At 61.7% G+C, this 25,565-nt stretch carries 19 protein-coding genes; 5 read left to right on the top strand and 14 right to left on the bottom strand.

Annotated features, from left to right (window positions below; translation table 11 throughout):
- Positions 1 to 51 precede the first annotated feature (51 nt).
- A complete protein-coding gene (gene nhaD, locus HZC36_03155; protein MBI5705971.1) occupies positions 52 to 1,455 on the bottom strand; it encodes a sodium:proton antiporter NhaD in 1,404 nt (467 codons plus the stop codon).
- 188 nt (positions 1,456 to 1,643) lie between these two features.
- Between nhaD and uvrA the strand changes: the two genes are divergently transcribed.
- Positions 1,644 to 3,647 carry an excinuclease ABC subunit UvrA gene (gene uvrA / locus HZC36_03150; protein ID MBI5705970.1) on the top strand — a complete coding sequence of 668 codons (2,004 nt, stop codon included), beginning with the start codon at positions 1,644 to 1,646 and terminating at the stop codon, positions 3,645 to 3,647.
- A gap of 340 nt (positions 3,648 to 3,987) precedes the next feature.
- Here the strand turns inward: uvrA and HZC36_03145 are convergent, their stop codons facing one another.
- The 12 genes from HZC36_03145 to nuoG form a co-directional block, all read right to left on the bottom strand.
- Positions 3,988 to 4,356, bottom strand: coding sequence for a type II toxin-antitoxin system VapC family toxin (locus HZC36_03145; protein MBI5705969.1), 369 nt, complete (start codon positions 4,354 to 4,356; stop codon positions 3,988 to 3,990).
- 7 nt (positions 4,357 to 4,363) lie between these two features.
- Positions 4,364 to 4,624: a hypothetical protein gene (locus HZC36_03140; protein MBI5705968.1), complete on the bottom strand. Its 261-nt coding sequence runs from the start codon at positions 4,622 to 4,624 to the stop codon at positions 4,364 to 4,366.
- Between the two features lie 43 nt (positions 4,625 to 4,667).
- The gene (locus HZC36_03135) at positions 4,668 to 5,447 is read right to left on the bottom strand and encodes an ABC transporter permease (protein ID MBI5705967.1); all 780 of its coding nucleotides are present in this window, start codon (positions 5,445 to 5,447) and stop codon (positions 4,668 to 4,670) included.
- An 18-nt stretch (positions 5,448 to 5,465) separates the two neighbouring features.
- Positions 5,466 to 6,365 carry an alpha/beta fold hydrolase gene (locus HZC36_03130; GenBank protein ID MBI5705966.1) on the bottom strand — a complete coding sequence of 300 codons (900 nt, stop codon included), beginning with the start codon at positions 6,363 to 6,365 and terminating at the stop codon, positions 5,466 to 5,468.
- Positions 6,366 to 6,565: 200 nt separating this feature from the next.
- The gene (locus tag HZC36_03125; protein MBI5705965.1) at positions 6,566 to 8,131 is read right to left on the bottom strand and encodes an NADH-quinone oxidoreductase subunit N; all 1,566 of its coding nucleotides are present in this window, start codon (positions 8,129 to 8,131) and stop codon (positions 6,566 to 6,568) included.
- The gene (locus HZC36_03120) at positions 8,115 to 8,717 is read right to left on the bottom strand and encodes a hypothetical protein (GenBank protein MBI5705964.1); all 603 of its coding nucleotides are present in this window, start codon (positions 8,715 to 8,717) and stop codon (positions 8,115 to 8,117) included. Before HZC36_03120 ends, HZC36_03125 begins: the two co-directional genes overlap by 17 nt.
- The gene (locus HZC36_03115; protein MBI5705963.1) at positions 8,714 to 10,495 is read right to left on the bottom strand and encodes an NADH-quinone oxidoreductase subunit M; all 1,782 of its coding nucleotides are present in this window, start codon (positions 10,493 to 10,495) and stop codon (positions 8,714 to 8,716) included. The genes HZC36_03120 and HZC36_03115 overlap by 4 nt, the downstream gene beginning before the upstream one ends.
- Positions 10,492 to 12,708: an NADH-quinone oxidoreductase subunit L gene (gene nuoL / locus HZC36_03110; protein MBI5705962.1), complete on the bottom strand. Its 2,217-nt coding sequence runs from the start codon at positions 12,706 to 12,708 to the stop codon at positions 10,492 to 10,494. The genes HZC36_03115 and nuoL overlap by 4 nt, the downstream gene beginning before the upstream one ends.
- Positions 12,709 to 12,715: 7 nt before the next feature.
- A complete protein-coding gene (nuoK, locus tag HZC36_03105; GenBank protein ID MBI5705961.1) occupies positions 12,716 to 13,054 on the bottom strand; it encodes an NADH-quinone oxidoreductase subunit NuoK in 339 nt (112 codons plus the stop codon).
- Positions 13,055 to 13,358: 304 nt separating this feature from the next.
- Entirely contained in the window at positions 13,359 to 13,874 is a 516-nt protein-coding gene (locus HZC36_03100) for an NADH-quinone oxidoreductase subunit J (protein MBI5705960.1), read from the bottom strand.
- A 156-nt stretch (positions 13,875 to 14,030) separates the two neighbouring features.
- Positions 14,031 to 15,377, bottom strand: coding sequence for an NADH-quinone oxidoreductase subunit H (locus HZC36_03095; protein ID MBI5705959.1), 1,347 nt, complete (start codon positions 15,375 to 15,377; stop codon positions 14,031 to 14,033).
- Positions 15,374 to 17,518, bottom strand: coding sequence for an NADH-quinone oxidoreductase subunit NuoG (gene nuoG, locus HZC36_03090; protein ID MBI5705958.1), 2,145 nt, complete (start codon positions 17,516 to 17,518; stop codon positions 15,374 to 15,376). The genes HZC36_03095 and nuoG overlap by 4 nt, the downstream gene beginning before the upstream one ends.
- 303 nt (positions 17,519 to 17,821) lie before the next feature.
- On the opposite strand from nuoG, the gene HZC36_03085 reads away from it, so the two are divergent.
- Positions 17,822 to 20,110, top strand: coding sequence for a hypothetical protein (locus tag HZC36_03085; GenBank protein ID MBI5705957.1), 2,289 nt, complete (start codon positions 17,822 to 17,824; stop codon positions 20,108 to 20,110).
- A gap of 390 nt (positions 20,111 to 20,500) precedes the next feature.
- Here the strand turns inward: HZC36_03085 and HZC36_03080 are convergent, their stop codons facing one another.
- Positions 20,501 to 22,096, bottom strand: coding sequence for a DUF4127 family protein (locus tag HZC36_03080; GenBank protein ID MBI5705956.1), 1,596 nt, complete (start codon positions 22,094 to 22,096; stop codon positions 20,501 to 20,503).
- A 233-nt stretch (positions 22,097 to 22,329) separates the two neighbouring features.
- On the opposite strand from HZC36_03080, the gene HZC36_03075 reads away from it, so the two are divergent.
- From HZC36_03075 to HZC36_03065, 3 genes are read left to right on the top strand one after another with little or no spacing between them, the layout of a single operon-like run.
- On the top strand, positions 22,330 to 23,346 hold the full coding sequence (locus tag HZC36_03075; GenBank protein MBI5705955.1) for a tyrosine recombinase XerC: 1,017 nt from the start codon (positions 22,330 to 22,332) through the stop codon (positions 23,344 to 23,346).
- A 10-nt stretch (positions 23,347 to 23,356) separates the two neighbouring features.
- On the top strand, positions 23,357 to 25,057 hold the full coding sequence (locus tag HZC36_03070) for a hypothetical protein (GenBank protein MBI5705954.1): 1,701 nt from the start codon (positions 23,357 to 23,359) through the stop codon (positions 25,055 to 25,057).
- 5 nt (positions 25,058 to 25,062) lie between these two features.
- Positions 25,063 to 25,551: a GNAT family N-acetyltransferase gene (locus HZC36_03065; GenBank protein ID MBI5705953.1), complete on the top strand. Its 489-nt coding sequence runs from the start codon at positions 25,063 to 25,065 to the stop codon at positions 25,549 to 25,551.
- Positions 25,552 to 25,565: the final 14 nt, after the last annotated feature.

Here is a 25,565-nt window from a genome sequence, read left to right as displayed (position 1 = left end):
TACTACGTATCGAGGCTGCGAAAGAAAGATCCGCACAGGATTGCGACGCCTCTATCGCCCATTCAGGGCCAGATGCACGCCGATGCCCGCCAGGTAGCCCAGTGCGATCGCCCAGGTCCATTTTAGGTGGCTAGCGAAGGTGTATTCCTTCTTCGCTTGACCCATAAGGGCGACCCCAGCGGCGCTTCCGATCGAGAGCAGCGATCCGCCCACGCCCGCGGCGTAGGTCACGAGGAGCCACTGGGAATGGGACATCTCCGGGTTCATGGAAAGCACGGCGAACATGACGGGGATGTTGTCGATGAGGGCGGAGATGACGCCTATCGCGGAGTTGGCCAGGGTTGGCCCCAGCCCTCCATAAAGGCCGTTTGAAAGCCCTGCAAGGTAGCCCAGGGTGTTCAACGCGCCGACGCAAAGGATGACGCCATAGAAGAACATGAGCGTGTCCCACTCCATGCGCTCCATCTGCTTGAAGGAGTCGAACGTTGCCGCGCTGCGGCGGTCCTCGTCGATTTCCGATAGGAGGCTCGGATCGTCGGAATCGGTATGCGCGCGGGCGACTGTTCGACTTCGTAGATAGCTAAAGGCCTTCAACATGCCCAAACCTGCCATCATCCCGACTGCTGATGGAAGGTGGAGGAAATTGTGCCCGAGCACGGTCATCGTGATGGTGGCCAGGAACAGGACCACTACGGTTCGCGCTCCGGGCTTCATGCGGGCGGATTCGGCGGCCGGTTCGGGCCGCTCTTTCGGCAAGGCTAGGGTCATGAGGGCGGCCGGGATAAGCCAACTTACGAGCGACGGCAAGAAGAGCGCAAAGAACTCGTGAAAGAGGACCTTCCCCGATTGCCACACCATGAGGGTGGTGATGTCTCCGAACGGACTGAACGCGCCGCCGGCGTTGGCGGCGACCACGATGTTGATGCAGCCGAGCGCGACGAACTTGGGATGGCCCTTTCCGAGCGTCACCATGACGGCTCCCAGGACGAGAGCGGTGGTGAGGTTGTCGGCGACGGGCGACATCACGAACGCCAAACCGCCAGTCACCCAAAAGAGCGCTCGTAAGGAGAGGTTCTTGGAGATCAGCCAGGACTTGAGTGCGCTGAAGACGCCGCGCTCTTCCATGGTGTTGACGTAGGTGATCGCCGCGAGCAGGAACAGGAACAGTTCGCCGTACTCCAGGAGGTAGCGCTTGATGGGTGCTTCCAGGGCCTCTGAGTCGCCAGTCATGGAAACCCCGATGCCGATGATCAGCCACATCAGCCCCGCGGCCACCAGCACCGGCATGGACTTGTGAAGGCGCAGCCTTTCCTCGCCGATCACCATGAGATAGGCCACCGCAAACAGCGCGATGCAGGCGATGCCAACCCAGGATGCCGTGAGATTGGGGGCGGAGCCTCCGGTATCGGCAGCGAGCAGGGGAAGCATTTGGAAGAGTGCAGGGGGCAGGTCCATTGGTATGAGGTGATTATGGGCCGGGATCGTGAGAGTGGTGAGAATGGCGATAGGGTGAAAATGGTGAGACTGGTGAGAGTGTGAGATGGTCCGGGGCAACTCTCACCATCCTCACCACAATCACAATTCTCACGCCATTTGCGATCAGCCGCACACCTGTCTACCCATCCTGCGTATAATGGAGCCTCATGTCGCATGACAAGATCGTCGTCATCGGGGCCAGGGAAAACAACCTGAAGAACATTACGGTGGAGATCCCCAGGGACAAGCTGGTGGTCATCACCGGATTGTCGGGGTCGGGGAAGTCCTCTCTTGCGTTCGACACGATCTACGCCGAGGGCCAGCGGCGTTATGTCGAGTCGCTCAGTGCCTACGCCCGGCAATTCCTGGGGCAGATGGACAAGCCCGACGTGGACCATATCGAGGGCCTCTCACCGGCGATCTCGATCGACCAAAAGAGCGCGAGCCGCAACCCGCGATCCACAGTCGGAACGGTCACCGAGATCTACGACTATCTTCGCATCCTCTATGCGAGAACCGGTGTGCCGCATTGTCCGAACGGCCACGGCCCGATCGAGCGGCAGAGCACCGACCAGATCGTGGATTCGGTGCTCGAGATGCCTGTCGGCACCAAGCTGCAGGTTCTTGCGCCGGTGGTGCGCGGGCGAAAAGGCGAGTACAAGCACATCTTGCAGGAGATCAACCGCTCGGGCTACGTGAGGGTGCGCGTGGACGGGGTGATGTATGAGGTCACCGACGACATCCCAATGGACCGTTACAAGCAGCACACGATCGAGGTCGTGGTGGACCGGTTGATCGTGCAGGAAGACATCCAGCAGCGGCTTTCCGATTCGGTCGAGGCGGCGCTGAAGATGGGCAAGGGTCTGGTGACGCTGAGTTGGGAAGGAAGAAGTGCGGACGGTACTTTGGGAGTGCGCGAGCTTGCTCGCGCTATGCCCGAAGCGGGCCAGCCCCAAGATGGAGAAAGCGCGAGCAAGCTCGCGCAATCGGGAACAGAGGAGGATAGCGCGAGCAAGCTCGCGCACTCCCAAACGGACTCCCAAACTGAAAGAACCTATTCCGAATCCTACTCTTGCCCGGTCTGCGGGTTCTCGATGCCGGAGCTCGAGCCTAGGATGTTCTCGTTCAACTCGCCCTATGGCGCATGCCCCGATTGCACCGGCCTGGGCACCAAGACCGAGTTCGATCCCATGCTCATCATCCCGGACCTTTCGAAGCCTCTTAGGGATGGAGCCATCGTGCCGTTCGTCTACAAGTCCGGCGAGGTGAAGGAGTGGTGGCCGGACATGCTGGATGCGGTGGGGCGAACCGTCGGCTTCGACGCGAGCCTGCCGGCTTCGCAGATTCCTGAGGAGGGCATGAAGGCGGTCTGGGAGGGTCTGCCGGGGCAGATCGAAGTGCATATGCACTGGGGCCGCAGCGAGCGGAAGTTCAAGACGGAGTGGGTGGGTGTGCTGGCCTCGCTCAGGAAGCGCCTGGACACCACCGAGAGCGAGTGGGTGAAGAACGACTTGGCGCAGTACATGTCCACCAAGCCCTGCCCGACCTGTGAAGGGCGGAGGCTGAAGCCGGAGTGCCTGAGCGTGTTTGTCGGCGGTAAGGACGTGTCGCAGGTGAGCCGGATGTCGGTCGAGGACGCGGTGACGTTCTTCGATTCACTGCCGAAGCGCATGACGAAGCGCCAGTTGGCGATCGGCGAGCGCGCGATCAAGGAGATTCTGGAGCGCCTGAAGTTCCTGTTGGATGTTGGGCTGGGTTATCTGACCCTCGACCGGAACGCGCGAACCTTGGCCGGCGGCGAGGCCCAGCGTATTCGGTTGGCGACCCAGATCGGGTCGGGGCTGATGGGTTGCCTCTACATCCTCGACGAGCCGAGCATCGGGCTGCATCAGCGCGACAACCGCAAGCTCATTGATACGCTGGTGCGCCTGCGCGATCTGGGGAATACGGTCATCGTGGTGGAGCACGACGAGGAGACCATGATGGCGGCCGACTGGCTGATCGACCTGGGTCCCGGCGCGGGCGAGCACGGCGGCTGGGTGGTCGCGGAGGGCACACCGGAAGAGGTCATGAAGGCGAAGAACTCGGTGACGGCGGATTACCTGAGCGGCAGAAGGAAGATCGAGGTGCCGATGGTGAGGCGGAGTCCGAAGGGGACGTGTCCGGTCTAGTGGAATGTCTTGAGTGATAGATAGACTTTGTCAGCCCAGGTAGCTATGGCAAGGGACAAGAGAAATCCGCAGACAAAAGCTGTCCGGGTGGCTTGGCTAGGTAGGAAGATCGCCAGGAACAGTGGGCCTTGCAGCAAGGTAAGTGACAATACCCGAACCCAAATCGGGATATTCAGCTCCTTTTTCAGATCGCATCCACACTTTGGGCAGCGGAATCTGCCGAGCCGCCACCAGACTTGGCGGTATGCAATGGGTTCAGAGCAACACGGACAGACCATCGAGGCCCCTCTTCATGGCATCATAGCAGGTCTCTCGTGTGGCGCTTTTGCGAAGCCCTCCCTTACGAAAGCCGCTGGATTCCTGGCACCAAATCAAAGCCTGAATCGAATGAGACAATCGATTCGATTCCTTTCAATGTCATCACCGAGAGGTGGATCGCATCCCGAGCCGAAAGTGCGGGGTACTGAACGACCAGTTCGCTGGCCGTCAAAACGGTCTCGATCTCAATGGGATAGACCTCGTCCACCAGCTTCGAGAGGACTTTGAAGGCATGTGGTACCACCTCCATGCGATTGATCGACCGAAATCGGTGCAGTACTTCCTGGTAGACCTCGGCGTTGGTCACGAGTCTCTCTTGCCGTGCGGCGAGCCCCTGCAAGATGCGGCGAACAGCAACCTGGTTGGGGTGCGGCGCACCTACCAGGTACATCGGAACATTAGAGTCCAGGAAGGTCAATCTTGTAGCCTTTCTCGCTCTCGCGGAGCATCTGGTCGATGTCACAGGTCGGGGCGTTGACTTTGGAGGCCTCTTCAAGAGCGGCCATACGCTCCTCATAGGTCTTGGAGCTCCTCTGTTCGGCGACTTGGCGCAGTGACTTGCGAACCCATTGGCCCACCGGAAGATGCTCTCCTTCCGCCCTACGCTTGATGAGAGCCATTTCTTCGTCCGATATCAACACCTGCAGTCGCTTGCTCACGGAGTGAGTATACCATGAGTAAGTCCTACTCACCCAACACTCATTAGTACAGCACCGCAGCCAGGAAATAGTTCGCCACGTAGACCAGGACCATCGAGATGACCACCGTGTTGGTGGTTGCGCGGCCCACGCCGACTGCGCCGTTGGCCGTCCTCAGCCCCTGCTGGCAGGCGACGACGGCGATGATCAGCCCGAAGAACGGGGTCTTGATCAGCCCGCCCACGAAGTCGTGCGGGATCACGTATTGCTGGAGCGACTGGAGGAACGTCCCCGAAGAGACGCCCGACGAGATGCCCACCAAGAGCCCCCCGCCGACTGCCGCATACATGCCCACCAGCGCCAAGACCGGCAGCATGAGCACCGAGGCCGCCACGCGCGGGATGACCAGGTAGTTGGTGGGGTGGACGCTGAGCATTTTCAGGGCATCCACCTGCTCGGTCACGGCCATCGTGCCGATCTGGGCGCCCATGGCGGAGCCCGCGCGGGCCGCGACCATGATGCCCGCCATGACCGGCGCGATCTCGCGGGCCGCCGCGAGGCCGATGGTGCCCCCGACGAACTGCTGTGCGTTGTATTTGAGCAAGAACTCGGAGGTGTAGAGCGCGAGCACCGCGCCGGAGAAGAAGCAGGTGAGGAGCACGATGGGCACGGAGGCCGCGCCGATGAACGCCATCTGGCTGACGGTCTCGCGCCACTCTACGGGCCGACGGAAGAGGCGCTTCAGGACGTCCCAAAGGATGAGCGTGCACTCACCGACGAAGGTGAGCACGCCAAGCATCGCAACGGACGGCGAATCCAGCGCGGCGTGTCCCTCCTTGGCCATGCGAGAACGATACCCGTCCTACAGCATCACGCTTGTGGGGCTCCAGGTGGCCAAGTCCTTCAGGAACGGGTCCATGAAGGCTGCCACGTCGGCGCCGTGCTCTTCGGGGACATAGTGGCCCGTGTGCCTCAGGCGATGCACCTCGGCTTCGGGCCAGATCGAGGTCCAGCGCTCCAAGTCGTCGTTCGTCAGCCAAGGGTCGAGCGAACCCCAGCAGATCAGGGCCGGCTTGTCCTTTAGGACATCGCGCTGCTGATAGAGGCTTTGAAACCAGCCGGAGGAATCGAGCAGCGCCTTCGTGTAGGCATAAGGGGCGTCGCGTTGGCGCTTGTCGGCGAAGGGACGGTTGTACTGGGAGCGGACTTGCTTCGTGAATTTCTGGCGGTCCTTGGTTATCAGGAACAACTCGCCGATAGGAGCGTAGTTTGCTTTCTGATAAAGCACCCGGCCCAGGCCGGACTTGGCGAACTTCACCGCCTTCTGGATGCCAGGTCGGGTGTCGAGCGGCCAAAGGAAGCTGTTCATCACCACGAAATGGCGCACGTTGTCCGGGTGCTTGAGCGCATAGGAAAGGCCGATAGGCCCACCCATGCCGTGCACGACCAACGTGATGCCCTTCAGGTCGAGGCGGTGGAGGAAACTCTCGAAGATCTCGGCTTGGCGCTCGGGCCGAAAGGTCGTTCCAGGGGGTTTGTCGGAAAGCCCGAACCCAAGATGATCGGGAGCGATGCAGCGGTAGGAACCCGACAGGCTCTTGATCGCATCGCGGAAGGAGAAGCTCCAGCCAGGAGAGCCGTGGACGAATACGATCGGTTCGCCCTCGCCCTCATCCACGTAGTGGAGCTTGTACCTCTCCCACTGAAACCAATGGGATTCGAACGGATACAACTTACGATCGACCCAGGACGCAGCTTCCATGGCTACCCTCTTGGGGCGCATGCGCCGCAGGCAGCGCGAACGCGCCTTATGCAAAAGACGAATATGGGGGCGATGGTGTTCCCGATTGGGCGCGCGGACAGGGATGTCAGCGGACCGGGGTGCCCCGAAGATCGGGGCGCTTCATTGGACGCTCCATTGGGGGCACCATCGGGCGCTTCGTTGCGGGCGCCCGTCCGGGCCTATTCCTGAAACCCGCTTGGCCGGATGGGGGCTTTGCGGTGCTCGGGTGAGACGATCTTGCCCTCGTCCCCCGCGCCGTTGATCATGTACGAGATTGGCGACACGAACACGAAGACCAGAACCACGCTCGCCGCGCAGAGGAAGGTCGCGACCGAAAGGCCCGTGGTGGGCTGGGCGACCGGCGCGGATTCCTCGATCTCCTCGGTGACAAAGGCTGCCTGGGCGATGCGCAAGTAATACGCGATGCTGAGCAGGGAGTTCACACCAAGCACAATGGCGAGCGGGGTGAGGCCGGCGTCCACGGCGTCCTGGAAGATTTGCAGCTTTCCGATGAAGCCAGCGGTGCCCGGCACGCCGATCAGTGAGATCATGAAGATCACGAGCGCAACCGCGAGGCCCGGCGAGCGCTTCCACAGGCCGTTCAGGTCTTGGACGCGCGTGCCCTCCTTGCCGTCTTTCGCGACCAGCGAGATCACGGCGAACGCGCCAACGGTCATCACGCTATAGGCCAGCAGATAGAACGCCGTGCTGCCGAACCCGATCTCTTCGGGCTTGCGCGCGTGCGCCAGAACGGCGACGAGCAGGTAGCCCGCATGGGCGATGCTGGAATAGGCGAGCACACGCTTTACATCGCGCTGGACCAGAGCCACCAGGTTGCCGACGGTCATCGTCAGGATCGCGATCCAGAACATCGTCGGCATCCAAATGTCCGAGACCGCCGAGCAAGCGTCAAGAACACGGTAGAGCACCCCGATGGCGGCGATCTTGGATACGGCGGCCATGAAGGCGGTCACGCTGGTGGGCGCGCCTTGATACACGTCGGGGGTCCACTGATGGAAGGGAAAGAGTCCGCTCTTGAATCCGAGCCCGATGATGCTTAGGCCCAGCCCAGCGATCAAGATGCCCCGCGTGACCGATTCGTCTTGGGCAAGAGCCGCTGTTACTGTCCGCAAATCCAAGCTGTAGGTCGCCCCGTAGAACAGAGCCATGCCATAGAGGAGGAATGCGCTGGCAAAGGCCCCAAGAAGGAAGTACTTCAGCGCGGATTCCTCAGATTTGGATTCGCTTCGGCTGAGGCCGGCTAGGACGTAGAGCGAAATAGAGAGCACCTCGAGGCCGAGGAAGATCATGAGGAGGTTGGTGGTGGTCACCATGACCATCGCGCCCGCCGCCGCCCAGAGGGAAAGGGGATAGAGCTCTCCGTAATTGATTCGCTTTTGGCGCAGGTACCCCTCGCTGAAGAGCAACGCCGTGAAGGTGGAGCCCACGATAATGAGCTGGAGAACCAGACCAAACCGGTCCCTCATCGCCATGCTGAAAAGCGCTTCGACATCTTCGGTGTCGAACTGCTTGGCGATGGCCGCCGCCGCATAGGCCAGGCCGAGCAGGCTCACCGCGATCGCGCCGGTGTTGCTGCGCTTGCGCTGGACCATCTCGAACAGGAACGCAATGATTCCGGCGACGAAGAGGATGATGACAGGCATCACCGGCTCCAGCGATTCCATCGTGACGATGGGCGGCTGGAACCCCTCGAATGGCGCGCCGAGACTATCGGCAGGCGGCATGCTGAACCTCCAAGGTTAGGAATTCGGTGATGGTGCGACCTCCGGTCAGGGGATGCAGTTCGATTTCGGCTTCGTTGCCTTGGGCAAAGATTGCCCCAGACCGCACGGCGCGCATGGCGCTGATCGGAAAGCCTGTGGCCTGGATGTCCCACCCGATGAAGCACGTCGGAAGGTCGGCGACGAAGTCGAGGTACGTGCCCTCTTCGCCGACGATCCAGAGCAACACTGGGACCTTCTGAAAGGTGGGCGCGAGCAATTCGCGCTCGACCTCAAGGTAGTGCCCGCCGAACTGCATCGGCGTACACCATTGCTCGGCTGCCCCGAAGAGCACGTAGAGGACGGCGCGGGTGTCGTCGACGATGGCCTCAGCGAGTTCTTGGCGTGTGGCCTCGAAGAGCGACGCCAGAGTGGTATCGGAGGGGTCCTCGACTCGGACGTTGAGGTCGATGCCCGAGGCAAGCGCCTTGCCGAACGGGTTCACCACGACGCGCACACCCTCGGGTGTCTCGCCGGGCCACTTCAGGAAGAAGCGCTCGGTGGCGGGATCCTTTTGCGCGAAACTCGCGATGCAGGATTCAGGGATCACTGACTGCCTCCAATGCCGGATTGCGCGTGTATCTCCCCTTGCGGCGCGGTGCCTTCACCCTCGATCTTGCCTGGCTGATTCTCTCCCGTTCCGGGGCGATCCTCGTTGCCGAAGTGATATTTGCCGACTGCGATGATCTTGCCCCAGGTGGGCTCACCCTTGTAGTCGTAGGTGACCTTACGCAGGTTGCCCTTGTCGTCGATGTCCTTGTCGGTCTCGTTCCACACGGGCCGTTCGCCGGGCACGTTCAGCGCCATCATGCGGGTGGCCGCGATGCTGGCCTCCATCGGCTTGAGCACGGAGGTCGGGAAGAAACCGCACCAGAAGATAAGGATGACGAACGGCGCGCAGAGGGCGATTTCCCAGGGCTTGATGTCCTTGAGCTTCTTGTTGGCGGGGTTCTCCACCCTGCCGTAGAAGGTCTTTTGGAACATCCAGAGGAGGTAGACCGCAGCCAGGATCACGCCCGTGCCGGCGATCACCGCGTAGGGGAGGCTCAGGCCGAACTGCCCGAAGAAGCAGGCTTCAAAGGCGCCGTACATTGCCAGGATTTCGCCGATGAACCCGTTGGTGCCTGGGAGTCCCACACTGGAGAGCATGACGATCAGGAAGATCGCCGCATAGATCGGCATCTGGGCTTTTAGGCCGCCGAACTCGCTGAAGAGGCGCGTGTGCCGCCGCTCATAGATGAGCCCAACGAGAAGGAAGAGCGCACCCGTGCTGATGCCGTGGTTGAGCTGCTGCATCGAGCCACCCATCATGCCCGAATGGGTGAGCGAGAAGATGCCAAGCAACACAAAGCCCATGTGGGAGACCGAGGAGTAGGCGACCAGCTTCTTCACGTCCGGCTGGACGGCAGAGACGATCGCGCCATAGATGATGCCGATGACCGCCAGGGTCATGATGTAGGGCACCATTTGGGGCAGGACGTCGGGGAAGAGCGGGATCACGAACCGGAGGAACCCGTAGGTACCCATCTTCAGCAGCACGCCGGCCAGGATGATCGAACCGGCGGTGGGGGCCTCGACGTGAGCATCGGGGAGCCACACGTGGAACGGGAATGCTGGACACTTGACCAAAAAGGCCACCGCGAACGACCAGAAGATCCATGGCTGGATGGCAAGCGCCCCGGCCCAAATGCGGCCATTGGCCACGTTCTGCTGAATGTCGAGCAGGCTGAAGCTGTTGATGCCGGCGTGGTCGCGCTGCAAGAGGTAGAGCGCGATCATGCCGATCAGCATGAAGATCGAGCCGGCGAACGTGAACAGGAAGAACTTGAGGCCCGCGTAGATCCTTCGCTCGCCGCCCCAGATGCTGATGAGCAGCCACATGGGCACGAGGGACGCTTCGAAAAACGTGTAGAAGAGGATCAGATCGAGCGAGAGAAACACGCCCAGCATGGCGGTTTCGAGGATGAGCATGGCGATCAGGTACTGCTTCACGCGCTTGCTCACATAGAAGCTGAACCAGACCGACAGGAAGCTGAGCAAGGTGGTGAGCACCACCAGCCAGATGCTGATGCCGTCTACGCCCATCCGGTAGTGGATGCCGAGCGAATCGATCCACTTGACGAACTCGGTGAGTTGGAAGTGGAAGCTGCCGACCTTGAACTCGAGAAGGACCTTGATCGAAACGCCGAACGTTGCCGCCGTGACCAACAGTGCAAAGTACTTGAGCGCCTTTGCGTTCTTGTCCGACATCGCCATCATGATCAGTGCGCCGATCAGGGGAAGGAAGGTGAGCAATGTGAGGATGCCAAATCCGTTAGGTTCGTTCACTTCGGTCCTCCCATCTGCTGCAGTGCGTACCAGAACGAGCTGAGGATTGCGACTGCGCCCACGAGCATCAGCAGCGCGTAGGCGCGAACCGCGCCAGTCTGTATCAGCCTGAGCGTATATCCCACCTGCGAGGCGAGCCAACCCGTGGCGTTGTAGAAGCCGTCGATGACCGTCGCGTCGATGAAGCGCCAGAACCAGTTGGCGATGGCGCCGCCTCCGTCAATTCCTGCCTCCATGACCAGCCCGTCATAGCCGAACTGCGCGCCTGCGGAGCGGCGGAACCGGCTCCAGTCCTTCTCGTCGCCCTCTTTCTTCGGAAGGCCCTTGCGGTAGACGAAGATGCCGTACACGATGCCGGAGAGCGCCACAACGGTGGACATGAGAACGAGCGTCATGTGGCTCGGGAAGCCCTCATGCTCGGCCCCCGTCGCGCCACCGTAGAGCCATCCTTCGAGGATCGGGTTCAGGACGTAGCCGCCACCTACGGAGAGGATCGCCAGCACGACAAGGGGGATCCACATGCTGGGATACACCTCTTTGGGCACGTGTTCGGCGTCGAGCGCGTGGTGGTGCTCATGGAGTTCGCGGGCTGCAACCTCCTCGTCGGTGTAGAAAAAGCCGTGAGGATCGTCGTGGGAGTGGCTGTTCCCGTGGTACTTGTCGGACGAGTCAGACAGGTCGGACATGTCAGACGAATGGGAGGCGTGAGCCGCGTGCGCCGTGTGCAGATCGTGCGAGCCATGCGCAGGGGCCAACTGCCGCCAGCGCTCTTCGCCACTGAAGAACGTGAGCCAGATGAGGCGGGTCATGTAGGCCGCCGTGAGACCCGCCACAGCCAGCAGCACCCAGCCGAGGTAGGGCGCAACCGGAGTTCCGAAGAACGTCGCCTCGGAGTGGTGGATCGCCGAACCGATGATCGCTTCCTTGGAATAGAAGCCCGCCAAGCCAAAGATGCCTGGGATCGAGACACCGGCGATCGCCAGCCAGCCGACGATCATCGTGAACGAGGTGATTTTGATGTATTTGGCGAGGTTTCCGTAGTGGCGCATGTCCTGGTCGTGCGCCATCGCCGCGATCACCGCGCCGGAGCCAAGGAAGAGCAGGGCCTTGAAGAACGCGTGCGTAATGACGTGGAACATGCCCGCCCAGAACGCGCCGACGCCGCAGGCCACGAACATGAACCCGAGTTGAGACACCGTCGAATAGGCGAGCACTTTCTTGATGTCCGTTTGACCAAAGGCGATGAGCGCGGCGAAGAGGGCGGTGAACGCTCCAACCACCGCAACAATGCCCATGGCGGCCGGCGCCATCACAAAGACGAACTGCATGCGGTTTAGCAGGAACACGCCGGCGGTGACCATCGTAGCTGCGTGGATGAGCGCCGAGACGGGGGTCGGGCCGGCCATGGCGTCGGGCAGCCAGAAGTAGAGCGGGAACTGGGCCGACTTGCCGCACGCGCCGACGAAGAGCAGCAGCGCGATCGTGGTGGCGAGCCCGGGTTGGTTGCGGAGCACTTGCTCGCCTGCGCTCAGGATCACGTCGTAGCTGAGCCAGCGTCCACTCGCGGCGCCCTCGCCGCGGTGGGCGAATTCGCCGGTCATCGCGCAGGCCAGGAGGAAGATGCCCAGGGTGAGTCCCCAGTCGCCTATGCGGTTGACGATGAACGCCTTGTTGCCGCACTTGGCGTTATTGATGTCCTTATACCAAAAGGCGATGAGCAGGTAGCTGCAGAGGCCCACACCCTCCCAGCCGATGAACATCAGGAGCAGGTTGTTGCCCAGCACCAGGATGAGCATGGCGCTGATGAACAGGTTCAGGTAGGTGAAGAACCGGGTGTAATCGCGCTCCTCGGCCATGTAGCCGGTGGCATAGAGGTGGATCAGCGCGCCGATGCCGGTGATGACCAGCACCATGGTCATCGAGAGCGGGTCGATCAGCACCTCAAACGGCACCTTGAGCCCGAGCAGATCGATCCAATCGAAGAGCACTTGGGGCTGGATCGTGCGTTGTTCGGCGGGGAGTTGGACCAATTGGTAGGTCAGATAAGCGCCGACGGCGAACGCGCCGGCGATCGAGAGCACCGCGATGGCGCCCATGATCTGCTTGCCGTCTTTCGGGCGGATCTTGCACACCAGTCCGCCGAAGAGCGCCTGAAAGAGCGACCCCGCCAGCGGGAGGAAGAGCACGAACCAGATCAGCGAAAAGTTCTCCATTCTCTTCCTATCCTCTCAGCAGGTTCATTTCGTCCACGTCCACGCTGTCGCGCAGCCTGAAGATCGCCATGATGATGCCAAGGCCCACCGCGACTTCTGCGGCGGCGACCGCCATCACGAAGATGACCATCATCTGGCCGGCCATATGGCCCGAAACCTGGTTGGCCTGAGTCGCCATCATCGAGGGCTGATAGCGGGCGAACGCCAGGAACGTCAGGTTCACCGCGTTCAGCATGAGCTCGATGCACATGAAGATCACGATGGGGTTCCGGCGCGAAACGACGCCGATCACACCCCACATGAACATCCATGCGCCGAGAGCGAGGTAGATGACTAGGGGACTCAACGCAGGACCTCCGGATTGCGGATTGGCGATTGCGGATTGCGGATTGAGAAACGCGAAGTGCGGATTACATTCCGCGAAGGGCGATGGGCGAAGGGCGAAGGGGATACGGTCCCCCTAATGCCTAATGCCTCAAAGCCTGACTTCGGAGGCGAAGGGCGAAGCGCGAAGGGCGAAGGCGGGGTCAATGCCCTGATGCCAGAGTGCGATGTGCGATGCGCGATGCGCGATGGGGAACCGGGGTCCACCTGACTACCCATCACCCAACACCCAACACCCAATGCCCTAACGCCTAATGCCTCTCCCCTCATATCTTCCTCTTCGCCAGCAGGATGGAGCCGACGATGCCGATCAGGAGCAGGATGCTCGCCACTTCAAAGGGCCAGAAATACTGGGTGAAGAGCACCTTGCCGAGCGCTTCGGGCGTGCCGGCATTCGCTAAAGGCTCGACTTCCGCGACCGCCTGGAGCGGTAGGACCACCTGCATCATCACGAGCACGAACAGGGCCGCGCCGAACGGCGCCGCCAAGAGCCGCTTCAGGTCTCTCGATTCAGTCAGGGCGTCCGGCCCTCCAATGGCAAGCAGCATGACCACAAACAAGAACAGCACCATGATCGCGCCGGTGTAGACCACGATTTGCACGATGCCGAGAAGCTCGGCGTTCAGGATGAAATAGAGGAACGCGAGGCAGAAGAAGCTGGCGACCAGGCAGAGCGCCGATCGAATGGCGTTGCCGATAAGCACGACGCCGGCGGAGCTCGCCATGGCTATCAGCGCGAGCAGTAGCGCCATCATGTTTTGGCCGGTCATCTCAAAGGGCATTGGGAACTCCTAGAGAAGCGAAGGGCGAAGGGCGAGGCGTTAAGGCATTAGGCATTAGGGCATTAGGCATTAGGATGGCCGGGTCCCAATCGCGCATCGCGCATCGCCCATCGCGACCCAAAATCCGCAATCCGAAATCCGCAATCCGCAATCGCCTCATCCTTCCACCGCCCCGGGCTTCTGGTCGACCAGGCGAATCGTCCGTTTGCCGTATTTGGATTCCAAATTCTTCGCAAACGCGCGTTTGAGGCCGTGATAGAGGATGAAACACCCGGCGAATGCGGCCAGCCAGGCCAGCCAGCCGGTCTTGACGTCCCGGGTCGAGGTGACCATCGTCCAGAGCGCCGCGATCAAGAAGTTGGCGAGGCCCACCGGCAGAAGCACCTTCCACCCCAGGTTCATGAGCTGGTCGTAACGCAGCCTTGGGAGGGTCGCGCGAATCCAAATGTAGATCGTGATGCCGAAAAAGCCTTTGCCGATGAACCAGAGGGGGGCCAGGGTCGGATTCATCTCTCCCAAGAAATCGAGAATGGGAGAGAGCCATGCCAGAAATGCAACATGACTCACGCTGGCCGACAGCTCATGGAAGTTCACCGGCAGAAGGTTGTAACCACCCAGGAACACCGCGGCGAACATTAGGCTGAACACGAACATCGCCGCGTATTCACCCATGAAGTACACCGCGAACTTCATCGAGCTGTACTCGGTGTGATAGCCGGCGATCAGCTCGTTTTCGGCTTCAGGCAGGTCGAACGGCGCACGGTTCGTCTCGGCGACCATGCAGATGCCAAAGATGATGGCCGCAATGAACCCGAACGGCGTGAGAATGAACCAGTTTTGAAGCTGCGGGATGAACCCCCACAGCGGCCCCTCTTGCGCCTTGACCATTTCGGTCATGCGGAGCGAGCCGGTGGCGGTGACCATCGCCGCGAGCGCCATGCCCATCGCGAGCTCGTAGCTGATGAGTTGCGCGCTGGAGCGTAAGCCACCAAGCAGGGAGTACTTGTTGTTGCCCGCGTAGCCGCCAAGCACGATGCCGTAGACTCCGAGCGAACTCACCGCCATCACGTAGAGCACCCCGATGCTTACGTCGGCGACGGGCGTGAGGACCATGTAAGCGTGGTCATGAGTGGGACCCCAGGGGATGGTGCCTCCCAGGGCGAACGCGGGGAAGAGCGCGACCGCAGGCGCGATGAAATAGATGAGGATGTCCACCGCCTTGGGGGTGAAATCCTCTTTGGTAAAGAGCTTGATGCCGTCGGCGATGGGCTGAAGCAATCCGAAGAGTTTCAGCTTTTTGCCGCGAAGGCCCGCCATGGGAAACTTCTTGCCGAAAGTAAAAGTCGCCACCCGGTTCGGCCCCCAACGGTCCTGCATCCAGGAAAGCAGCCTTCGCTCCCACCAGATGAAGCCGGGAACGATCAACAAGGTTGGAACTACGAAAAGCAGCGCCCGGATCAGGGCTTGCAGAAGCGGATCCAGGTTGGAAATGGCTTCGATCATCCCAGCATCACTCCCTCATCGGCGATGTCGATCGCGGCGGCGAACGCAGGAGCCTCTTCGGCGATGGCGGCCCGAATCTCCCGCGCATCGAAGCTCGGCCTCTGGGGCGTGGCCCTCAGTATAAGATCGGCGAAGACCCTCCATGCAGGTTTGGCATCTCCCTTGGGTGTCAGGACCGGGCCGAATGCCTGCACCCGGCGCTCCATGCTCACATAGCTGCCCTCGGTTTCGGCTGGGGCCGCCATCGGCAGCACGACCGAGGCATAGGGGATCGCTTCATTGTCCAGGCAGTCCTGCACCACCAGAAAGTCCACGTTCTCAAGCGCCTTTTCGACCTTCTTTCGGTCCGGATGGGCCTTGAACGGGTCCACCCCAGCCAGCCACAGGGCTTTGAGCTTTCCCGAGGCCGCCGCATCGAGAATCTCGTGGGTGTTCAGCCCCCGATCCGATGTGGGGATAGCCGCGCCTCCGGGGAGCCTGTCGGGTAGCACTCCCATCCATACGAGACCCTCGTGGTTGGCCTCGCGGGAACAGCAGTTGAAGCTGGCTCCCGTCGTCATCGCGAGCCCGCCAAGGATTTCGAGCGCCCCCTGCGCGTTGTCCAGGTTGAAGAGTCCGTGGGTTGTCACCACGGCCGCGCCCGGGCCCATCATTGAGGCCGCTTCGCGGAGGCTCGCGGCGGAGACCCCCGTCAAAGCCTCTACCCTTTCAGGTGTGAATTCGGCAAGCGCCTTCCTGGTGGCATCGGGGACCTTGGCATTGCCGCTCTCGATGGCCGCCGAAAGCAGACCGTTGGCGAGGGCCGATTCGGTTCCCGGCTTGCAGCGCAGCACCAGGTGCGCAAAGCTGTCGGCGTCCGTGGCTTGCGAACCCGCAACGATCACCTTCGCGCCGTTATTGAACCACGCTTTGCGGACCCTGAGGAAGAGGATCGGCTCCTCGTCGGCAAGGGAGGAGCCAAAGATCAACACTGCGCACTTGGACTCGAAGCTCGCAATGGAATCCTGAACCTGGGCGATGCCGAGCTTGGATTCCAGACGATCTTCGGGCTTCTGCAAGGTTGCTGTGAAGCGGTGGTCCAGGTTTGCACTCATGTAAGTCTGGCGAAAGAGCTTCTGGAGGAGGTAGCTATCCTCGTTCGAGAGGATGCCGCCTGCCAAAGCCGCCACCTTGGCGCCGCCTTTGGCAAAGGCGGCTTCGATCTCTTTGTAGGCGGGTCCCCAGTTGCTTGGCGCCAGGTGGTCGCTGTTTCGAATCAGAACTTGGGTGGGCCGGCTGTCTGCGTTGAACCGGTCATGCCCAAACTTGCCAAGGTCGCAGGTCCACTCTTCGTTGATGCCTTCATGGGTGCGGCCGTTGATGCGCATGATCTGCCCGACCCGCCAGTCCATCCACACGTTGCAGCCGTTGGAACAGAGCGTGCAGATCGCCGGCGACGTCTGCAGATCCCAGGGCCGGGCTCGGAAGCGGTACTTGGAATTGGTCAGCGCGCCCACGGGGCAAATCTCGATGACGTTGCCGCTGAACTTGGAGTCGAAGTTCTTGAGCCCGAAGGTCGAGGGCTGCATCTGAGCGCCACGGAAGCGAAAGGCCAACTCGCCGTCGCCGGATATCTCCTCGGTGAACCTCACACAGCGCCCGCACTGGATGCAGCGTTCGAGGTCGAGGGTCACGTAGTCGGAGAGCGGGTACGCCTTGTGCGCGTTGCGCTTGGCTTCGACGAAGCGGCTGGTGCCCGGCCCATAAAAGATCGTGTTGTTCTGGAGGGGACACTCGCCGCCACGGTCGCAAACCGGGCAGTCCAGCGGGTGGTTGATCAGCAGAAACTCAAGGACGCCCTTGCGGTCGCGGTGGACGGCTTCGCTGTCGGTGAGGACGACCATCCCTTCGGAAGCCGGCAAAGTGCAGGCGGCTTGGGGCTTGGGCATCATGCGGACCGAGCCGTCCGGCTGCTTGAAACCCACTTCGACCAGGCACATTCGGCACATGCCCACCGGCTTCATCCTGGGGTGGTAGCAGAAGACGGGGATTTCAAGCCCCAGCCGCTTGACGGCTTCGACGATCAGCTCGCCCTTGGGAACGGCAATTTCGACGGCGTTGATCGTGAGATTGACGGTGGTTTCTTGAGCGACGGCGGCCATAAGTAGGTTCCGGGATCGATCTATTTGCGAGGCGCCCTCACGCCGGTCCCCACCGATCGCTCGATGGCCATTCCCCACAAGGACCAAGCGCGCGAGCAGAGCCGCGCTCAGCCTCAACATTTACCCTAATCCATGGGACGCTTGCCGCACCCGGATCGCCCCGCAAAACTACGAGGCGCGGCGTCTTTGCCTGGCGACTTCTTGGGGGCTGGGAGAATTGCGGTCCATAATGAAAGGTCTCCCTCGACGGGCGCGTATTCGTTTCGCCCCAAATGCTTATCTTTATTTGAATTGAGGTTCTGTATGCTCTTAAGACTCTCTTTGACTTCGTTGCTGTCGGCGTGTGCGGTTGGGCTTGCCCTGGCCGGTCCCACCAAAGACGACGAGGTGCTCCGTGTCACGCGCACGGAAAAGGTGCCTGCGTCCAGGTTTTCCACCTATCAGTTCTTCCCTCCCATCGTTCGCAACTTTGCACCCATGGAAAGGCCCGTCGGGAACCGGTTCCGGCCGCCATGGCGTCTGGAATCCACCGATTCGAACTCGATCCAAGCCGGTGAAGTCGAGGACTATGCCGGCCTGTCGGGGCGTGGCGCGCTATGGACTTCGATCACGTTCACCGGGTGGGTCCCCGCCGACCCCACGCTGGCCGTTGGGCCGAACCACGTTGTGGTCACGACCAACACGGATATCGGCCTTTACACTAAGGGCGGCACCGAGCAGCTTAGGCAGGACCTCACGACCTTTTTTGCTTCGACGGGCGTGACCGGCAGCTCTTTCGTCTTTGACCCGAAGTGCTATTACGACAAGCTGGCGAACCGCTTTGTGGTGGTCGCGCTCGAGCAGACTGGCTCGTCGATCTCGAAGCTGCTGCTCGCGGTCTCGGACAACAACGATCCGAACGGGACGTGGTACGCGTATCGCCTTGAAGCAAGGGTCTCCTTTAGCTCCTCGACTTACTGGCTCGACTATCCGGGTGTCGGCTACAACAAGGATGGCTACCTCTCGTGTGGCAACCTGTTCCAGTTGACCGGTCCCTCCACGGACCCCGGTTACCTGGGCGTCGAGCACATCCTGGTGCGAAAGAGCTCCGTGCTAAGCGGCGGTGCCGCGACCGTGAGCTACTTCACGATCGACACCGCGAATTTCGGCGTTCAGCCGGCCCAGATGATGGATCCGAATGCGGACCGAATCTACATGGCGAGCGACATCAATACGTCGTCGATGCGCATTCACGTTCTCACGGACATCCTGGGAACTCCCACGATCACCAAGACCAGCCTCTCCGTGCCATCGTACGGCTACCCGCCCGGATACGCGCAGAGCGCCGGCGGGCATAGGCTCGATCCTCTCGACGGGCGCATCCTCACTGCCGTTTGGCGCGGTGGGAAGCTCGTGTTTTCGCAGGGAACCTATTCGAACCCTCAGTACCGCAGCCGCTGGTACGAGGTGAACACCAACAACTACCCGTCTTCGTCGCCGACGCTGGCGCAATCGGGCAACGTAGCGAACGCGAGCACCAGCGTTCACTACATCATGCCGGCGGTGTTCACGAACGAGTTCAACGACATCTCGATGCTGTTCACGAGGTGCTCTTCGTCCATCGTGGCCGACATGATGGCAACTGGACGGAAGACCACCGACGCTGCCGGAACGATGGGAACGCCCTTCCTTCTGACCAGTGGGGCAGGCTCGGTCTATGGCAACAACACCAACAACCGATGGGGAGACTACTTCGCCGTCACGGTAGATCCCAACGACGACACGACCTTCTGGGGCTGCGCCATGGTGTGCGACGGCAGTCAAGGATGGAACGTCGAGATTCAAAGCTGGACGGTCACCACGCCCGTGGTGCTGAACTCGGTGACGCTCGACGCGACGACCGTAATCGGCAACGCGGGTACGACGGGGCATGTGAATATGAGCGGCAACGCCCCACCGGGAGGCTACGTGGTGGCGCTTTTCAGTTCCAACACGGCGGCGGCGACGGTCCCAGCGACGGTTACGGTGCCTGCCGGCGCGAGCACGGCGGCCTTTGCGATCACGACGCTCAACGTGGCCAGCGACGCTTCATCCTCGATCCGGGCGACCTTCAGGAGCGTTGTCAAGAGCCAGAACCTGAACGTGCTCTGGCCTTCGAAGGTGTTGCCACCCACGGCCTTCTCAAAGCTTGGCAACCTTATTTCTGGCGACCTGGCTTCGCTGGCGGCGGTGGATGCGAACCGCATGAAGTTGAAGGTTTCGGCCGGCGCGGACCTGATTCCTCCGGTCCGTTTGAGTGTGGACTGCACGTCCCCGATTTCGAACCCGACGAAGCTGGAGTTCCTGCTCACTTCAAGGGTGAACGTGGACGGGCGGCTGATGCGGATCTTCTTCTTTGATTGGGATCTGAACAAGTTCGAGCAGGTGTTCCAAGGCGCCGCCCCGCTCTCAGAGACCGCAAAGACCGTGACGCTGACCTCGAATTTTCTCAGGTTCATCCAGGCAGGGACATTGAAGCTCCGCGCGCGTGTGGACCTGATCGACTATCTCTCGGACGTGACCACCCTTTGGGAGTTCACGACCGACCAGGCCGCTTTCAAGGTCTATAGGTAGACGGAGGGACCGAGGGACAAAGGGCAGGTTCCTGCTTTCAGGAACCTGCCCTTTGTCGTTGTTTGGGACTGGATCTAGAGAAGGGATGATGGGATGATGGGATGAGGGGAACGGTAACCGCCAAGCCTGCCCAAAGAAAAACAGTTCCGTGTGGGCGACCATAGTTACCTCTCACAAAGACACAAAGGCGGCCGGAGCCACAAAGGGTGCATTGCCTCTCACCCCCAAACTTGCCTCCGATTCGATTCGCAAAACCAAGGGAGGGTCCCACTCCTCATCCCATCATCCCTTCACTCGCCCGCGCCCCCTCTCCCTCTCACCCTCATTCACCCTCGCGCATCCTCTTGCACCCTATGCAGTGAGGCGAGATCGAGCCCTCAAAGGAAGCCCCTAACCGCCGCCGACCGGCGCGGTGCGCATGGTGAACTCAATCTGAACCTCAAACGCCCTCGGCCAAGGAAGGAATATGCGGACGTCCTCTAGGCCCGTGATCTCCGCTTGGCTCGTTCCAGCGAAGAAGCGCCTCCCAAGAAACTGCGTTTTGAAGTACTCCTGAAGGTGCTTTGTCAGGCTGGTTTGCACCAGGGTTTGCACCCGCTGGAAGTCTGCATCGTAGATCTCGTCGCGGCTGGCACGGAGGGTGCTGTCGATCATGCGATAGGCCTCCGGCCGCGTGAACTTGTGATAAGCGTAGTCGTTGACGATGCGGTGAAGCAGGAACTCTCGTTGCGCCACTTCGCGGCCTTGTGGGTCGCTTCGCAGCCGACGCGCCAAGAGATAGGCGTTGGCCGCCGGGATCGCCGTGCCCATCGTGTTGCCCGCGGTGTTCCATCCGGCATAGGCCAGCAGCTTCATAATTCGGGTCTTTTCCCAGAGCGCTGAAAAAAGCACGGGGTCGGCGGTGCCGTCGCGAGCCAGATTGATGTCGGCGACCGCGACGGGGAAGCCCTGATCGATCTCTTGCTGGAGCTCGGTGACGAACTTCTGGCGCTCGTCGGGGTCGGGGTCCGGCGTGTTCAGATAGAGCGAGTAGTCGTAATCGGTGCCCGCGGGCGCTGGGGTCGCCCCACTTGCGAAGAGCTGGTCCTGCAGGCTCTGAGCGACAATCTTGGATTCGTAGTTCGCGACCTTGGTCACGCCCTTTGAGTCTGAGTACACGATTCGGACCTTTGGCGCCCAATTGTAGTGGGTGAGCAGGGCGCGGCTGGTGAGCACATTGGCGTGCTGGTCGATGCCCTCGCAAAGGTAGACCTTGTGGTTGATGGCGTAGCGTAGGCAGAGGGTGCGAAGCTGCTGCTGCTCGGGAACGTGCGGCCCGTAAGGCTGGGCGTCGTCCTGTCCGAGCACCAGGTAATCGAGGACCTTATCCCTTACGAGACCGAGCAGGGTTCGCTGGAGCAGGTGGTTGCGCTCGCGGGTGGCCTCGTAGTTACGGATCTCGATCGGCGGGATCTTGGCCTGGAGGTTCTCCATCGAACGGCGGGCGTCCTCAGAAAGCGTCCTCCGATAGCGGTCCTTCATCTCCTCGTATTTGGCCAGTTGCAGCCGCCAGGCTGCTGCGGCTTTGGTGGCAGTCGGCCAGAGGCGCGTGATCGAGGAGAACCCGTAGAAGGCGGTGTCTGGATGGCGCTGTCGGATGATGGCGAGGCGGGAAATGCGCCTGGTGGCCGTTTCGAGCGGCACGTCGTTGACGCGGCTCGCAATGAGCCCGCCATAGGCGACCATGTCGGTGCTGACGACGGTAGCGATCACGTCCGAATAGTCCTGGTCGCGAAGCCAATCGAGGATGGCGTCGGATTGCCCGGGTGTCGTGAAACGCCCCAGAAGTTCCGCGGGAGGCAGCTCGACCCTAACACCGGCCATTTTGCCGATCATTTGGGCAAACTGGCCTGCCGCCGGCCGGCTGTCGAGTGGGATGAGGAGGATGCGCTCGCCAATGGCGCTTGCCGAAAGCAAGGCAAGCCCCAGGACGATCCACCGTTTCATCTGGCGCAAGATACCCGCGCAGCGCGTGCTCACGCGAAGGTAAGCGCCATCTTGTTTCGCGAAAGGGAGGGGTCGAAGACGGGGAGGGCTGAGAAATGCCGGATTGGTGCTCTGAGGCTCCAATCGGTGAGCCTAAGCAACCCAGGCGAGACGCCAGGGCTATAACGTCTTGAGCAGTCTCCGGAGGGGTTCCAGAGGGTGAACGGAGCGTCTCTGCGCTCCCTCACGGGCCCATGGCTGAGGAAAGCTCGCGTCCACGGCAAATCCACGTCCGGTACATTCGTCTCTACATCCGTGAGCGATTCGCTCAACAAACCATGCCCACCTCGCTCGACACCGTCATTCAGGAGTTTCTCGATTCAATCGCCGCGAAGCGATCGGCGCAAACGGTCCGTGCCTACGGCGCGGACCTCGCACAACTCAGCAGCGTTCTGGACGGCAGGTTCGACCTTCAACCTCAATCCCTGAGCACCTACTTGCGGAAATACGGCACGACGCCGGTGACCCGGGCGCGCAAGCTGTCCTCCCTCCGTTCGTTTGTGAGGTTCTGCCGGTCACAGGGGTACCTGGCCAGCGACCCCACCGAAGTGCTCGACGCGCCGATCAGGCGAAGATCTCTACCCAAGGTGCTTTCCAAGCAGCAGGCTGCGGCTTTGCTGGACCAGCCCAACCTTCGCAAGACTCCCTTGCGCGATCAGGCCCTGCTGGAGCTGATGTATGGCGCGGGGCTTCGGGCGAGCGAGGTGGTCGGCGTCAACATCATTGACCTCGACCTTCGGGAGGGCTGCGTTCGCGTGCGAGGCAAGGGAAGCAAGGAGCGGATAGCTCTCTTTGGGGTCTCGTGCACACGCGCGATCGAGGCGTACCTCGCGGAGGAGCGGGTGGTTGCAGGTCCTAACGGTGGCCCCTCACCCGGTTCGCCGGAGCTCACCGACCTCTCCCCAAAGGGGCGAGGTGGCCCCCTCTTCACCAACCCACAGGGACGCCGACTGACCACGCGCACCGTCCAGAACGTCGTCCATCGCCTTGCCCGAGCAGCCGGTCTGCCCCCCGACGTGTCGCCCCACGCCCTGCGCCACAGCTTCGCGACGCACCTGCTGGACGGAGGCGCGGACCTCAAGACCGTGCAGCAACTCCTCGGCCACGAGAACCTCGCGACGACGCAGATCTACACGCACATCAGCATCGAGAGGCTGAAGGACGCCGTGGCCAAGGCCCATCCGAGGTCGAAAACGAGCGAGCACAAGTAAACTCCGATGCATGTCTTCCGACCGCTGGCTCCAGTCCTATTCCGGCGTGCGCGCCACGGTCGGTCCCGGACCGAACGTCAAGCGCGAGGACGCGGTCTTCGCCTTTCGCCATGCCTACTGCTACGCCATTTCAAGGCTCCAGGCGAACCCCAGCGAGCGCGCCCGCATGGTGTTGGCGCGCGACCCTCGACCTACCGGCGAAGCGCTCCTAAGAGAGCAGGCGGCAGGAATGGCCAGCGCCTTTCGCGACCTCGGCGTCGAACTGGACCTGATCAACCTGGGCGTGGTGACGACGCCCATCTGGCAGCACTCGGTGCGCGTGTTCGAGGCGCACGGAGGGGTGATGGTGACCGCCAGCCACAACCCAGTGGACGACAACGGTTGGAAGTACGCCACGGGTGTGGAGACCCATGCGCTCGACCCCGCGCCCCCGGGGGCCTTGCTCTCTGCGAGTGAGATGGGCAGCCTGATCCGAGCGGCCAATGCTTTCAGGCCACAGGCGGCGGTGACCTCGTTCTCGCCAAGCGTCAACGAAGCCGAGCGCGAGAGCGCGGTGCAGAAATACGTGGACTTCGTCCAGGATTCCTATTTCGCCAATACGGAGGGCGCGAAGGTGGTGCTGGACCCGAACGGCGGGGCCGCGACCGTGGTCTGCCGGCGCGTCTTCGAGGCGCTGGGCGTCGAACCGATCGTCTTGAATGAGGAAGTGGGGAAGCCCGCTCACGACGTGGACGTGGAGCAGGTGCGAGCCGACGGCAAGCACGTATTGCACGACCTGGCCGAGCGGGTGCAGGCCGAAGAAGCGCTATTTGGGCTCGCCTACGACTTCGATGCGGATCGCGGCAACCTGACCTTTGTGGATGGGGAAGGAAAGGCGCAGATTCCGTCGCCCCAGGCGGCCGCCGCGATCAACACGGCGATCGCGCTTGCGGTGCATCGACGGTCGGGGGATGCGCGGCCGGCGGCGGTTGTGGCGAGCGATGCGACGTCGTACCGGGTGCACCAGATCGCGCGGGCGTTCGGGGCTTCGGTGCACGAGGTGGAGACCGGCGAGATCAATGTGGTCACCCGAATGCGCGACCTTGAGCGGCAGGGCCTCAGGGCTGTGGTTGGGGTCGAGGGTCCTAACGGGGGCACGATCTTCGCGGGCACCACCTGCCGCGACGGGTCGCTGGTTGGCGCCGGCGCCATCCTGGCCTCCGCGGACGCCGAGCTCCGACGCATTATCTCGTCGGCGCTGACCCACGACGAATCCATGGGCCCTGGGCTATCGGGGTTCATCGCCGACCTCCCTCGTCAGCGGACCGTGGCGGCGAAGGGGCAGGTTCAAGAAGAGTGGTGGCCGATGATTGACCGCCTTGAGCAGGAGTTTCCATCCGCTTTTGCCTCAGAACTCTCGAAGGACTGGACCGGTTTCGAGTTCCTCTATTCGTACACCCGGCACGTCGGCCCCGAGCGGCCCGAGGGCAAGCTGTGCGGCTGGAAGGTCAGGCTGGTCAAGGAGTCCGCCGATGGTGGCGAACGGCGCAGGCTCGGCGAATATCAGCTTGAGACCGCCGCCACGGATGAGGGCAAGGGCATCGAGCGAGAGGGCTTTCTTTGGATACGGGGATCAAAGACCGAGGCGGGGCTCCTGCGGGTCGTCGGCGACGGTCCTGATGAAGCGGCGGCCCAGGCCATCTTGCAGCTTGGGCTTTCGATGCTTAGATAAGGGCCATGAGGAGCGTTCTCACCGAGTTCCGGGCCATCGATGCCAAGGACGAGGGCCTCTTGCGAGAGTTCTGCTATTTGGCGCTGTATGTGGAGCCCGGCGCGGCGCCCTTTCCGCCCGAGTTCGTCGATATGCCCGAGATCGCCAGATACTGGATGGGTTGGGGTGCGGACGGGGACCTGGGGGTTTTCGCGGTTCGGAATGGCCGTGCAATCGGGGCGGCGTGGCTCCGCACCCTGCAGGGGGACGCTCGCGGATACGGCTGGGTGTCGGATGAGATTCCCGAGCTGTCGCTCTCGCTTTTGCCCGCATTTCGGGGCCGGGGTATCGGTTCCAAGCTGCTTGCGGAGCTCCTCGGCATAGCTGACATGCGGTTTGGCGGGATCTCACTGAGCGTCTCCAAGAACAATCCCGCTGTGCGGCTCTATGAGCGCTTTGAATTTGAGACGGTGGGAGGGGATGGCTCCTCCCTGATCATGCTTCGCCGGCGTTGAGGTTCAATCAGCCC

The sequence above is a fragment of the Armatimonadota bacterium genome (assembly GCA_016223145.1).
Classification (GTDB): Bacteria; Armatimonadota; Fimbriimonadia; order Fimbriimonadales; family Fimbriimonadaceae; genus Nitrosymbiomonas.
Note: the sequence above shows the minus strand (reverse complement) of the source record. Positions and strands in the feature narration are given on the sequence as shown.

Bases quoted from the DNA above. Each gene is read 5' to 3' on its own strand.
- HZC36_03085 (MBI5705957.1), top strand. From the start codon at position 17,822: ATGCTCTTAAGACTCTCTTTGACTTCGTTGCTGTCGGCGTGTGCGGTT.
- nuoG (MBI5705958.1), bottom strand. From the start codon at position 17,518: ATGGCCGCCGTCGCTCAAGAAACCACCGTCAATCTCACGATCAACGCC.
- HZC36_03095 (MBI5705959.1), bottom strand. From the start codon at position 15,377: ATGATCGAAGCCATTTCCAACCTGGATCCGCTTCTGCAAGCCCTGATC.
- HZC36_03080 (MBI5705956.1), bottom strand. From the start codon at position 22,096: ATGAAACGGTGGATCGTCCTGGGGCTTGCCTTGCTTTCGGCAAGCGCC.
- HZC36_03075 (MBI5705955.1), top strand. From the start codon at position 22,330: ATGGCTGAGGAAAGCTCGCGTCCACGGCAAATCCACGTCCGGTACATT.
- HZC36_03135 (MBI5705967.1), bottom strand. From the start codon at position 5,447: ATGGCCAAGGAGGGACACGCCGCGCTGGATTCGCCGTCCGTTGCGATG.
- uvrA (MBI5705970.1), top strand. From the start codon at position 1,644: ATGTCGCATGACAAGATCGTCGTCATCGGGGCCAGGGAAAACAACCTG.
- HZC36_03125 (MBI5705965.1), bottom strand. From the start codon at position 8,131: ATGCCGCCTGCCGATAGTCTCGGCGCGCCATTCGAGGGGTTCCAGCCG.
- HZC36_03130 (MBI5705966.1), bottom strand. From the start codon at position 6,365: ATGGAAGCTGCGTCCTGGGTCGATCGTAAGTTGTATCCGTTCGAATCC.
- HZC36_03100 (MBI5705960.1), bottom strand. From the start codon at position 13,874: ATGCCCTTTGAGATGACCGGCCAAAACATGATGGCGCTACTGCTCGCG.
- HZC36_03070 (MBI5705954.1), top strand. From the start codon at position 23,357: ATGTCTTCCGACCGCTGGCTCCAGTCCTATTCCGGCGTGCGCGCCACG.
- HZC36_03145 (MBI5705969.1), bottom strand. From the start codon at position 4,356: ATGTACCTGGTAGGTGCGCCGCACCCCAACCAGGTTGCTGTTCGCCGC.
- HZC36_03065 (MBI5705953.1), top strand. From the start codon at position 25,063: ATGAGGAGCGTTCTCACCGAGTTCCGGGCCATCGATGCCAAGGACGAG.
- nuoL (MBI5705962.1), bottom strand. From the start codon at position 12,708: ATGGAGAACTTTTCGCTGATCTGGTTCGTGCTCTTCCTCCCGCTGGCG.
- nhaD (MBI5705971.1), bottom strand. From the start codon at position 1,455: ATGGACCTGCCCCCTGCACTCTTCCAAATGCTTCCCCTGCTCGCTGCC.